Origin of the sequence: Burkholderia sp. Ac-20384 (genome assembly GCF_017104605.1) — a bacterium.
Classification (GTDB): domain Bacteria; phylum Pseudomonadota; class Gammaproteobacteria; order Burkholderiales; family Burkholderiaceae; genus Burkholderia; species Burkholderia lata.
Genome location: NZ_JAAGPE010000295.1, coordinates 1 through 11,462 on the forward strand (window position 1 = coordinate 1; position 11,462 = coordinate 11,462).

The window sequence follows — 11,462 nt, forward strand, 5'->3', positions numbered from 1 at the left end:
TCCGTTCGCGCCACGGCAGCGCGGCGTCGACCGGCACGAGCGAGCGCGACAGCGCGTTCGCGATCGCTCGGCTCAGGCCTTCCTTCGACTTGAAGTGGTACAGCACGCTCATCGGGTCGCAGCCGACCGACTGCGCGAGCTTTCGCACGCTGAACGCGGCTTCGCCGACGTCTTCGAGCAGCGTGAGCGCGGCCGCGACGATGGCCTCCTTGTCGAGGCCACGCGGGCCCTGGGCGGGTTTGTCTTTCATCGATGCGGGCTGGCGAGCCGGTGAGGCACCGGCTGTAAACTTGACGAAAGTTTATTCTACACTGTAGAATTATTTCTGCGGTGTAGAAATTGGGTGTCCCGGCACCTTTCAATACGTGCTTTCGCACAGTCCGGGATCCAGGCGGCACGAGCGTGCCCGCCGTCAACACGGGCCATCGCGCCCCTTTTCACGTTGACACCCATGTGGAACCGGCTGCCCCACCCGCGAAGCCAGAAGGCTCTTCGACAGGCGGCCCAAGACCATGCAAGTGCAATCATGACTTTCAATCATCAACCCCTGATCCAGGGCGAATCGCGTTTCGAACAAACGCAACTGAACATCGAAAAAGACAACTGGAACTGGTGCGACCCGGCCCGCTACGACGGCGAGCGCCCGGCCAACTGGTACGAAGCGTCGCTGTCGCGCCACGCGAACAGTGCGCCGCTCGCACACGATGCCGTGTGCGACGTGCTCGTGATCGGCGCGGGCCTGCTCGGCGCGTCTGCCGCGCTGCATCTCGCGGAAGCGGGCGTCGATACCATCCTCGTCGACAAGCACCACGTCGGCTCGGCCGCTTCGGGCCGCAACGGCGGGCAACTGACGCCCGGCCTCGCGCGCTGGGAAGCCGCCGACATGATCGATCACCTGTCGCACGACGATGCGAAGCGGCTGTGGCGCTTCGCATCGGCCGAATCGATGGACCTGATCGATGCGATCGGCGCGCGTTACGCGCTCGAGCTCGACCGCAAGCGCGGTCACATCACGGCAGCGGTTCACCCGGGCCACATGAGCGCGCTGCTCGACGGCGCGGATGCGCGCCGCCATCTCGGCGACGCGGGCGTGACGCTCGTCGGCCGCCATCAGCTGCATGACGACTACGTGCGCTCGGGGCTGTACCACGGCGCGGCAATCGACGCGATCGGCGGGCAGATTCATCCGCTCGCGCTGGTGCGCGGCCTCGTGCACGGCTTCCGCCTGAACGGCGGCGCGCTGTTCGAGGGCACCGAGGTGCTCGAGCTCGACGAGACGCCGGAGGGCGTCGTCGCGACGACGCCGGGCGGTACGATCACCGCGCGCAAGGGCGTCGTGCTGGCGCTGCACAACACGACGTTCCGGCTGCTCGACGACGGCGCGGCGACCACGGTGCCGTTCTTTACCTACGTGAGCGTGACGGCGCCGCTCGACGTCGATGTCGCGACGCTGATGCCGGCCGGCATGCCGGTGTACGACACGCAGTTCCAGATCGACTACTACCGGCCGGTCCGCGGCAACCGCCTGCTGTTCGGCGGGCAGGGCACCGGCACGTGCTGGGCGCAGCCCGACGTGAACGCGTACCTGCTGACGCGGCTGAACACGGTGTTTCCGCAGCACGACGGCCGGTTTGCGCTCGACTACTGCTGGAGCGGCGTCAGCGACTTCACGCTGAACGGCGCGACCGACAGCCGCAAGACCGACGGCCGCGTGCCGATGTACATGGTGCAGGGCTGGAGCGGCCACGGCGTCGCGCAGACGGTGCGGATCGGCAAGGCGATCTGCGACGATTTCGTCGGCCGTAACGACGACTTCTCGATGCTGACCGGCATCGACCATCGCGCGATTCCGCTCGGCCGCCAGTTGTCGCCGATCGCGATTCCCGCCGCGAAGGCCGCGATGAGCGTGATGAGCGCGCTCAACCCGGGGCGGATGATCTCGTTCTGACGCTGCTGCGGCAGGCAACAAAAAAGCCCGATGCGATTGCTCGCATCGGGCTTTTTTACGTGCTCGGACGGTGGCGCTTACGCGATCCGCTTCGCGAGTTCGACGGCCTTGCCGATGTACGACGCAGGCGTCATCGCGAGCAGGAGATCCTTCGCCTCTTGCGGGATCGCGAGCGTGCCGACGAATTCCTGCAGCGCTTCGCGCGTGATGCCCTTGCCGCGCGTCAGCTCCTTCAGCTGCTCGTACGGGTTCTCGATGCCGTAGCGGCGCATCACCGTCTGCACCGGCTCGGCGAGCACTTCCCAGCAGTTGTCGAGATCTTCGTTCAGGCGCTGCGGGTTCACTTCGAGCTTGTCGAGGCCGCGGATCAGCGAGTCGTATGCGAGCAGCGAGTAGCCGAGCGCGACGCCCATGTTGCGCAGCACCGTCGAGTCGGTCAGGTCACGCTGCCAGCGCGACACCGGCAGCTTGTCGGCGAGGTGGCGCAGCGTCGCGTTCGCGAGGCCGAGGTTGCCTTCCGAGTTCTCGAAGTCGATCGGGTTGACCTTGTGCGGCATCGTCGACGAGCCGATTTCACCGGCCTTCGTCTTCTGCTTGAAGTAGCCGACCGAGATGTAGCCCCACACGTCGCGGTCGAGGTCGAGCAGGATCGTGTTCGCGCGCGCCACGGCGTCGAACAGCTCGGCCATGTAGTCGTGCGGCTCGATCTGGATCGTGTACGGGTTGAACGTGAGCTTCAGGCGGTTTTCGATCACGTCGCGCGAGAACGCTTCCCAGTCGAATTCCGGATACGCGGACAGATGCGCGTTGAAGTTGCCGACCGCGCCGTTCATCTTGCCGAGGATCTCGACCTTCTCGATGCGCGTGATCGCACGGGCGAGGCGGGCCGCGACGTTCGCGAGTTCCTTGCCGAGCGTCGTCGGGCTGGCCGGCTGGCCGTGCGTGCGCGACAGCATCGGCTGCTCGGCGTGCGCGTGTGCGAGTGCGACGAGGCGCTGGTAGACCGTGCGCAGCGCCGGCAGGATCACGTGTTCGCGCGCGCCGGCGAGCATCATCCCGTGCGACGTGTTGTTGATGTCTTCCGACGTGCACGCGAAGTGGATGAATTCGCTGGCTTTTTCGAGTTCTTCCTGGCCCTTCACCGATTCCTTCAGCCAGTATTCGACGGCCTTCACGTCGTGGTTCGTCACGCGCTCGATGTCCTTGATGCGGGCGGCGTCGTGCGCGGTGAAGCGCTCGGCGAGCTGCAGCAGGAATTGTTCGGATGCATCGGAGAAGCGCGGGACTTCCGCGAAGCCGGCGCGCGACAGCGCGATCAGCCAGTGCACCTCGACGGTGACGCGGTGGCGCATGAAGGCGGCTTCGGAGAGCCAGTCGCGCAGCGCTTCGGTCTTGCTGGCGTAGCGGCCGTCGATGGGCGAAAGCGCGGTGAGGGCGAAAAGCGTATCGGGACGAGTGTCGGACATGATCGGGCGGGCCTTGGGGCCGGGTCGAGCGAGGGGAGGAGAATCCGGCATTTTACCATTGGCGCGGGACGATCCCGGTCGCGCGCGGCCGGCGGGCGTCTCCGGGTGCGGATGCTGTCTCGGCGCCCGTTCCCGGCGGGGCGCCGGGCCGCTCGCCGCACCGCCGGCCGGGCCCGCCCGCCGGTAGAATGCAGGCTTCTTCCCGACCGCCGCCCGCCGCGCCCGCCTGCATGGAACTGAAATGGCTCGAAGACTTCGTTTCGCTCGCGGAAACGCGCAGCTTTAGCCGGTCCGCCGAGCTGCGGCACGTGTCGCAGCCGGCGTTTTCGCGGCGCATCCAGGCGCTCGAGGCATGGCTCGCGACCGAACTGATCGATCGTTCGGTCTATCCGACACGGCTCACGCAGGCCGGGCAGATCTTCTACGAACAGGCGCTGACGATGCTGTCGCAGGCGCACGAGGCGCGCACGCTGCTGCGCGGCCACGTCGGCGCGCCGGTGCCGACGATCGAGTTCGCGGTGCCGCACACGCTGTCGCTCACGTATTTCCCGCGCTGGCTGCAGCGGATCGAGGCGAAGATGGGTCAGGTCCATACGCGGCTGCGCGCGTTGAACGTGCACGACGCGGTGCTGTCGCTCGTCGAGGGCGGCTGCGATCTCGTGATGGGCTACCACCACCCGAGCCATCCGGTCGCGCTCGATCCGGCGCGCTACGACATGCTGATCCTCGGCAGCGAGCCGATCAGCCCGTTCTCGGCGCCGGGCCGCGCGGGGCGGCCGCGCTATACGCTGCCCGGCACGGCCGACGCGCGCGTGCCGTACCTGTCATATACGCCGAATGCGTATCTCGGCCGGATGACGGAGGTCATCGTCGCGAATGCGACGACCCCGCTGTTCCTCGATCGCGTCTATGAAACCGACATGGCCGAAGGGCTGAAGGCGATGGCGCTCGCGGGCCACGGTATCGCGTTCCTGCCGCACAGCGCGGTCGAGGATGCGGTCGCGGGCGGCCGCCTGATCCGGCTCGACCGGTCGGTGCGCGGCGGCGCGTACCCGTTCACGCTGACGATGGAGATCCGGCTGTACTGCGACAAGCTCGCGCTGCAAGGCGACGACCCGCGGCAGAAGCTCGTGCGCGCGCTGTGGGACGTCGTACGCGACGAACTGCGCGAAACCGCAGGTTAACCGTCGGCGGTTAACCACCCACCGCGCGGCCCGGCCGGCTGTCGTCGAGCTTGCGCCGCCTGTCGGGCGGCTGTCCGGCGGCCCTCCCGCCTCCACGAAACACGATTTTTCACGCACGCGATGCACGATCGATCGCGTGCGTTCTTGCGCAAATCGACCGCAGATTTGCGAAAAATCGCGATCATGCAAGAAACGCATAATCGAATAAGCAAACGGCATTGGATAAAAAAAACGGGTTTTTCGACAATGTGCGCACCTGTTGACCGTTGGAGCATCCATGTCTTCGCAATTGCAGTCCATCCCGTCCTACCTGCACGCCGACGATCTCGGCCCGTGGGGCAACTACCTTCAGCAAGTCGATCGCGTCGCGCCGTACCTCGGCTCGCTGTCGCGCTGGCTCGAAACGCTGAAGCGCCCGAAGCGCATCCTGATCGTCGACTGCCCCATCGAGCTCGATAACGGTACTGTCGCGCACTTCGAAGGCTATCGCGTGCAGCACAACGTGTCGCGCGGCCCGGGCAAGGGCGGTGTGCGTTACCACCAGGACGTGACGCTGTCGGAAGTGATGGCACTGTCCGCATGGATGTCGGTCAAGAACGCGGCCGTGAACGTGCCGTACGGCGGCGCGAAGGGCGGTATCCGCGTCGACCCGCGCAAGCTGTCGCGTGGTGAGCTCGAGCGCGTGACGCGCCGCTACACCAGCGAAATCGGCATCATCATCGGCCCGAACACCGACATTCCGGCGCCGGACGTCAACACCAACGAACAGGTGATGGCGTGGATGATGGACACGTACTCGATGAACCAGGGCCAGACGTCGACCGGCGTCGTGACCGGCAAGCCGATCGCACTCGGCGGTTCGCTCGGCCGCAAGGAAGCAACGGGCCGCGGCGTGTTCGTCGTCGGCAGCGAAGCGGCGAAGAAGAAGGGCCTCGAGATCGAAGGCGCACGCATCGCGGTGCAGGGCTTCGGCAACGTCGGCGGCATCGCGGCGAAGCTGTTCCAGGAAGCGGGTGCGAAGGTGATCGCGGTGCAGGATCACACGGGCACGATCTACCAGCCGGCCGGCCTCGATTCGAACAAGCTGCTCGACCACGTCGCACGCACGGGCGGTGTCGCGGGCTTCGAAGGCGCGGAGCCGATGCCGAATGACGAGTTCTGGACGGTCGAAACCGACATCCTGATCCCGGCGGCACTGGAAAACCAGATCACCGAGAAGAACGCAGGGAAGATCCGCACGAAGATCATCGTCGAAGGCGCGAACGGCCCGACGACGACGGCGGCGGACGACATCCTGACCGCGAACGGCGTGCTGGTGATCCCGGACGTGATCGCGAACGCAGGTGGCGTGACCGTGTCGTACTTCGAATGGGTGCAGGATTTCTCGAGCTTCTTCTGGACGGAAGACGAGATCAACCACCGTCTCGAACGCGTGATGCGCGAAGCGTTCTCCGGCGTGTGGGCGGTCGCGGAAGAGCACAAGGTGTCGGTGCGTACGGCAGCGTTCATCGTTGCGTGCAAGCGCATCCTGATGGCGCGCGAAATGCGCGGCCTGTACCCCTGATTCGCGGTTGCGGATTTCAGATCGGTTGACTACGATCAATCCATGACGCAATCCATCCGGTTGCGTGCATGAACCCTCGCGGGCGGTGCCGAATCCGGTACCGCCCGCGCGCGCATTCAGGCGCCGGAAGGGGCGCCCGAAGCCGGGAGGAAGGCTTCGCGCAGCGCGATTCGTAGTGCGGTAAACAACCAGTACTTTCAAAAATATTACTTTGATACACTGGCGCGGGTTTTAGCCAAGGAGATGACCAAAATGAAATACCAAAAGGCAGTCCTGATGTTCGCGGCGCTTTGCGCGTTCGCAAGTGGCGCGCATGCTCAGGAGACGGGCACGCTGAAGAAGATCAAGGACACGGGCGTGATCGCGCTGGGCCACCGCGAATCGTCGATTCCGTTCTCCTACTATGACCAGAACCAGCAGGTGGTCGGCTATTCGCGCGAATTCCAGCTGAAGGTGGTCGACGCGGTGAAGAAGAAGCTGAACCTGCCGAACCTGCAGGTGAAGAACATTCCGGTCACGTCGCAGAACCGCATCCCGCTCGTGCAGAACGGCACGGTCGACATCGAGTGCGGCTCGACGACCAACAACGCGGAACGCCAGCAGCAGGCTGCGTTCTCCGACACGATCTTCGTGATCGGCACGCGCCTGATGACGAAGAAGGATTCGGGCGTCAAGGATTTCGCCGACCTGAAGGGCAAGACGGTCGTGACCACCGCCGGCACGACGTCCGAGCGCCTGCTGCGCAAGATGAACAACGACAAGCAGCTCGGCATGAACATCATCAGCGCGAAGGATCACGGCGATTCGTTCAATACGCTGGAATCGGGCCGCGCGGTCGCCTTCATGATGGATGACGCGCTGCTCGCGGGCGAGCGCGCGAAGGCGAAGCAGCCGGGCGAGTGGGTGATCGTCGGCACGCCGCAATCGGAAGAAGCGTACGGCTGCATGATGCGCAAGGGCGATGCGGACTTCAAGAAGGTCGTCGACGACGCGATCTCGCAAGTCGAGAAGTCGGGCGAAGCCGCGAAGATCTACGCGAAGTGGTTCGAAAACCCGATCCCGCCGAAGGGGCTGAACCTGAACTTCCCGCTGTCCGATTCGATGAAGAAGCTGTACGCGAACCCGAACGACAAGGCGCTCGACTGACCGCACGGCCGTTGATGCAGAAATGACGCTAATGAGACGGAAGAGGCCTCGCTTCTTCCGTCTCTTTTTGCTGGAGTCTTGCCCATGTCTTACCACTGGAACTGGGGCATCTTCCTGAGCCCCGTATCGACCGGCGAGCCGACGACTTATTTCGGATGGCTGATGTCCGGCTTCTGGGTGACCATCGAAGTGTCGCTCGTTGCCTGGGTCATCGCGCTGATCGTCGGTTCGCTGTTCGGCGTGCTGCGCACCGTGCCGAACAAATGGCTGTCCGCGATCGGTACCCTGTACGTGTCGATTTTCCGGAACATTCCGCTGATCGTGCAGTTCTTCGTCTGGTATCTCGTGATACCGGAACTGCTGCCGGCGTCGATCGGCACCTGGATCAAGCAGCTGCCGCCCACCACGCAGTTCTTTACCGCGTCGATCATCTGTCTCGGCCTGTTCACGGGCGCGCGCGTGTGCGAACAGGTGCGCTCGGGGATCAACGCGCTGCCGAAGGGCCAGCGCGCCGCCGGCCTCGCGATGGGTTTCACGCAATGGCAGACGTACCGCTACGTGCTGCTGCCCGTTGCGTACCGGATCATCGTGCCGCCGCTCACGTCGGAATTCCTGAACATCTTCAAGAACTCCGCCGTCGCGTCGACAATCGGCCTGCTCGACCTGTCCGCGCAAGCGCGCCAGCTCGTCGACTACACCGCGCAGACGTATGAGTCGTTCATTGCGGTGACGCTCGCCTACGTGATCATCAACCTCGTCGTGATGTCGTTCATGCGCTGGATCGAAGGCCGTACGCGGCTGCCCGGCTATATCGGAGGCAAGTGATGCATCAGTTCGACTGGAGTAGTATTCCCGGCGCGCTGCCGACGCTGTGGACGGGGGCGGTCGTCACGTTCCAGATCACGCTGATCGCGATCGTGGTCGGGATCGTCTGGGGCACGCTGCTGGCGCTGATGCGGCTGTCGGGTGTCAAGCCGCTCGCGTGGTTCGCGCAGGGCTACGTGACGGTGTTCCGCTCGATCCCGCTCGTGATGGTGCTGCTGTGGTTCTTCCTGATCGTGCCGCAGCTGCTGCAGGGCGTGCTCGGGCTGTCGCCGACGATCGACATCCGCCTCGCGTCGGCGATGGTCGCGTTCTCGCTGTTCGAAGCCGCGTATTATTCCGAGATCATCCGCGCCGGCATCCAGGCGGTGCCGCGCGGGCAGGCGAACGCCGCGTTTGCGCTCGGCATGAACTACGCGCAGGCGATGCGCCTCGTGATCCTGCCGCAGGCGTTCCGCGCGATGGTGCCGCTGCTGCTCACGCAGGCGATCGTCCTGTTCCAGGATACGTCGCTCGTGTACGTGATCAGTCTCGCGGACTTCTTCCGCACGGCGGCCAACATCGGCGATCGCGACGGCACGACCGTCGAGATGGTCCTGTTCGCCGGCGCATGCTATTTCGTGATTTGCTCGTTGGCGTCTGCACTCGTCAAGGGTCTCCAGAAAAAGGTCACAAGATGATTTCCATCAAGAACGTTTCGAAGTGGTACGGCCAGTTTCAGGTCCTCACCGATTGCACGACCGAGGTCAAGAAAGGCGAAGTGGTCGTCGTGTGCGGCCCGTCCGGCTCGGGTAAATCCACGCTGATCAAGACCGTGAACGGCCTCGAGCCGTTCCAGCAGGGCGAGATCCTCGTGAACGGCCAGTCGGTCGGCGACAAGAAGACGAACCTGTCGAAGCTGCGCTCGAAGGTCGGGATGGTGTTCCAGCATTTCGAGCTGTTCCCGCACCTGTCGATTACCGAGAACCTGACGCTCGCGCAGATCAAGGTGCTCGGCCGCGGCAAGGACGAGGCGAACGAGAAGGGCATGAAGCTGCTCGACCGCGTCGGCCTGAAGGCGCATGCGCACAAGTTCCCGGGCCAGTTGTCGGGCGGCCAGCAGCAGCGTGTCGCGATCGCGCGCGCGCTGTCGATGGACCCGATCGCGATGCTGTTCGACGAGCCGACGTCCGCGCTCGATCCCGAGATGATCAACGAAGTGCTCGACGTGATGGTCGAACTCGCGCAGGAAGGGATGACGATGATGGTCGTCACGCACGAGATGGGCTTCGCGAAGAAGGTCGCCCATCGCGTGATCTTCATGGACAAGGGCGCGATCGTCGAGGACGACCGCAAGGACGATTTCTTCTCGAATCCGAAATCGGAACGCGCGAAGGACTTCCTCGCGAAGATCCTGCACTGAGCGTTCGTGCGCGTCGGCGCGGCAGGTGCGCCGATACGAAAACCGCCCGGCCGAGCGCCGGGCGGTTTTTTTTCGTCCGCCGGCGGCGGGCGTTACCAGCTGTAGCGGTAGCCGACCTGCCCGACGATGCCGCGCCGGTAGTCGCCGCCGATGTTGCGCGCGATCTTCGCGTTCGCGTACAGCTCGCCCGACTTGCCGAAGCCCGCGGTCACGCCGACGCCGAGCTCGTACCACGTGCGGCCGAGATGCGTCGCGAACGGCGTGCCGCCGACGACGGTCTGGCCCGGCGACAGGAAGTCGTGCAGCACGTCGGCCGTGAAGTACGGCGTGGCAGCACCGCCGCCCGAATCCGACTGGAGGTTCGGCCGGAAGATGCGTACGCCGACGCGGCCGCGCAGCGCGTTCGTCGTCGTACCCGATACCGCCGAGACGTTGTCGTTGAACCCGTTCAGCTTCAGGTACTGATACATCAGCTGCGCCTGCGGCTCGACCGCGACCGGCAGTGCGCCGATCGCGAACGGCTTGCCGACTTCCTGCGACAGCGCGATGCCGAAGCCGTTCTGCGACGCCTCGTTGCCGTAGCTGTCGCGATAGCGGTTGCCGTAGTGCGTGATCTGACCGACGCTGTCGAAGTACGTGCCGTCGGACAGGTACTTCGTCCAGTAGCCGCCGAGGCTTTGCGCGTGCATTTCGACCGAGCCCGTGGACGTCGACAGGTTGGCCGTATCGGCGCGCGCCATGTCGCTGAAGCTCGCGTTCGACACGCCGATGCTGGCCGTCACGCCCGCATGCGTGCTGCCGCCGCCGTTCGGTGCCTGGTCGAGCGTCCAGTCCTTGCCCAACTGCGCGAAGAACGTGCGCTCGTCGGCCGCGAAACGGCCCGCATTCGCGTCGAGACTCTGGCCGCCGATGCGCCCCCACACGCCGTCGCGATTGCCCGGCTGCTGCTTTTCGAGGTTGTAGATGTCGCCGACGCGCTCGTGCAGCTTGCCCAGTGTCGAGAAGCCGTAGTCGGCGTTCAGCAGCGGCGTGAGGGCGTAGCCCGACACGCCGGGGCGGTACGCGAGCGTGCCGCCGTTGCCATTTCCGTTGCCGCCGCCATCGCCGCCGCCGGACGGGTGAATCGGGTCGCCGGGGTCCGACGGATCGAGTTGCGACCGCAGGTACCAGCCGTTCGCGTCGCTCTGCCCGCCGCGATAGAGCCGGTACTCGTACGCGCCCGCCTGCACGGGGCCCGCGAGCTGGAACGCCGATGCGGTGGTCGTGCCGCCGTTGGCCGTGACGACCACCGGAATCCCGTCGCCCTTCGTCTGCGCGCCGGTGCCGGCCGTGTTGGCGATCTTCAGGCCCGTCGTGCCGCTCGCGGCGCCGCCGTTCACGATCACCCGGTCGGTCGGCGATGCGTCCGCGCCGAGGAACGTGTTGAGCGCGATCGTGCCGCCGTTGCCGACGTAGCTGCCGGTCGTCAGCGTCTTGTAACTGCCCGCGAGCGTCGGCGAACCGGTCGGCGCGGCGAATGCGACCAGGCCCGCGTTGTTCAGGCTGCTCAGTACCGAGCTGCCCGTCATGCGCCACGTGCTGGTGTTGTCGATGGTCAGCGCGACCGGGTCGATCTTGCCGGTTAGCGTCGTGCCGTTCGCGAGGAACACGTTGCCGGTGCTCGATGCGTCGGAGACGATGTCGCCGGCCAGGTTCACGGCCGATGCGGTGAAGGTGGCGTGGCTGCCGTTCGACAGGTCGAGCAACGTGCCGTTGCCGGCCGTCACGACCGTGCCGTTGCGCACAGCGATGTCGGCCGTGCCCCCGCGCGCGTGCTGGTGTCGGGGATGGGCGGGCTGTCGCGCGCCGCGCTGCCGTCGATTCCCGGCGTGGAGAACTTCAAGGGCCGCGCGTTCCACTCGCAGCAGTGGGATCACGACTATTCGCTCGA

General features: G+C 65.4%; 9 protein-coding genes and 1 pseudogene. 7 read left to right on the forward strand and 3 right to left on the reverse strand.

Going from position 1 to position 11,462, the window contains the following annotated elements:
- The coding region (locus G3O00_RS34350) for a TetR family transcriptional regulator (RefSeq protein ID WP_206145646.1) at positions 1 to 250 on the reverse strand (250 nt) is incomplete at its 3' end.
- 276 nt (positions 251 to 526) lie between these two features.
- Between G3O00_RS34350 and G3O00_RS34355 the strand changes: the two genes are divergently transcribed.
- Positions 527 to 1,948, forward strand: coding sequence for an FAD-dependent oxidoreductase (locus tag G3O00_RS34355; RefSeq protein WP_206145647.1), 1,422 nt, complete (start codon positions 527 to 529; stop codon positions 1,946 to 1,948).
- Between the two features lie 77 nt (positions 1,949 to 2,025).
- Here the strand turns inward: G3O00_RS34355 and purB are convergent, their stop codons facing one another.
- Positions 2,026 to 3,414 (reverse strand): adenylosuccinate lyase, encoded by a 1,389-nt coding sequence (gene purB, locus G3O00_RS34360; RefSeq protein ID WP_089439230.1) that lies wholly within the window; start codon positions 3,412 to 3,414, stop codon positions 2,026 to 2,028.
- A 230-nt stretch (positions 3,415 to 3,644) separates the two neighbouring features.
- Here purB and G3O00_RS34365 point away from each other — a divergent pair, with 230 nt between their 5' ends.
- The 6 genes from G3O00_RS34365 (at position 3,645) to G3O00_RS34390 (ending at position 9,532) form a co-directional block, all read left to right on the forward strand.
- Positions 3,645 to 4,598, forward strand: a complete 954-nt coding sequence (locus G3O00_RS34365; RefSeq protein WP_011350944.1) for a LysR substrate-binding domain-containing protein — start codon at positions 3,645 to 3,647, stop codon at positions 4,596 to 4,598.
- Positions 4,599 to 4,875: 277 nt separating this feature from the next.
- The gene (locus tag G3O00_RS34370; RefSeq protein WP_011350945.1) at positions 4,876 to 6,162 is read left to right on the forward strand and encodes a Glu/Leu/Phe/Val dehydrogenase; all 1,287 of its coding nucleotides are present in this window, start codon (positions 4,876 to 4,878) and stop codon (positions 6,160 to 6,162) included.
- Between the two features lie 252 nt (positions 6,163 to 6,414).
- Positions 6,415 to 7,308 (forward strand): glutamate/aspartate ABC transporter substrate-binding protein, encoded by an 894-nt coding sequence (locus tag G3O00_RS34375; protein WP_011350946.1) that lies wholly within the window; start codon positions 6,415 to 6,417, stop codon positions 7,306 to 7,308.
- 84 nt (positions 7,309 to 7,392) lie between these two features.
- The gene (locus G3O00_RS34380; protein ID WP_011350947.1) at positions 7,393 to 8,133 is read left to right on the forward strand and encodes an amino acid ABC transporter permease; all 741 of its coding nucleotides are present in this window, start codon (positions 7,393 to 7,395) and stop codon (positions 8,131 to 8,133) included.
- Positions 8,133 to 8,810 (forward strand): glutamate/aspartate ABC transporter permease GltK, encoded by a 678-nt coding sequence (gene gltK, locus G3O00_RS34385; protein WP_011350948.1) that lies wholly within the window; start codon positions 8,133 to 8,135, stop codon positions 8,808 to 8,810. Before G3O00_RS34380 ends, gltK begins: the two co-directional genes overlap by 1 nt.
- Positions 8,807 to 9,532, forward strand: coding sequence for an amino acid ABC transporter ATP-binding protein (locus G3O00_RS34390; protein WP_046544940.1), 726 nt, complete (start codon positions 8,807 to 8,809; stop codon positions 9,530 to 9,532). Before gltK ends, G3O00_RS34390 begins: the two co-directional genes overlap by 4 nt.
- 92 nt (positions 9,533 to 9,624) lie before the next feature.
- Here G3O00_RS34390 and G3O00_RS34395 read toward each other — a convergent pair.
- A pseudogene (locus G3O00_RS34395) lies at positions 9,625 to 11,343 on the reverse strand (autotransporter outer membrane beta-barrel domain-containing protein); the annotation flags it as partial.
- Positions 11,344 to 11,462: the final 119 nt, after the last annotated feature.

What these genes read in the sequence shown, in the direction of transcription:
- G3O00_RS34355 (WP_206145647.1), top strand. Translation starts at nt 527, where the DNA reads ATGACTTTCAATCATCAACCCCTGATCCAGGGCGAATCGCGTTTCGAA.
- purB (WP_089439230.1), bottom strand. Translation starts at nt 3,414, where the DNA reads ATGTCCGACACTCGTCCCGATACGCTTTTCGCCCTCACCGCGCTTTCG.
- G3O00_RS34365 (WP_011350944.1), top strand. Translation starts at nt 3,645, where the DNA reads ATGGAACTGAAATGGCTCGAAGACTTCGTTTCGCTCGCGGAAACGCGC.
- G3O00_RS34370 (WP_011350945.1), top strand. Translation starts at nt 4,876, where the DNA reads ATGTCTTCGCAATTGCAGTCCATCCCGTCCTACCTGCACGCCGACGAT.
- G3O00_RS34375 (WP_011350946.1), top strand. Translation starts at nt 6,415, where the DNA reads ATGAAATACCAAAAGGCAGTCCTGATGTTCGCGGCGCTTTGCGCGTTC.
- G3O00_RS34380 (WP_011350947.1), top strand. Translation starts at nt 7,393, where the DNA reads ATGTCTTACCACTGGAACTGGGGCATCTTCCTGAGCCCCGTATCGACC.
- gltK (WP_011350948.1), top strand. Translation starts at nt 8,133, where the DNA reads ATGCATCAGTTCGACTGGAGTAGTATTCCCGGCGCGCTGCCGACGCTG.
- G3O00_RS34390 (WP_046544940.1), top strand. Translation starts at nt 8,807, where the DNA reads ATGATTTCCATCAAGAACGTTTCGAAGTGGTACGGCCAGTTTCAGGTC.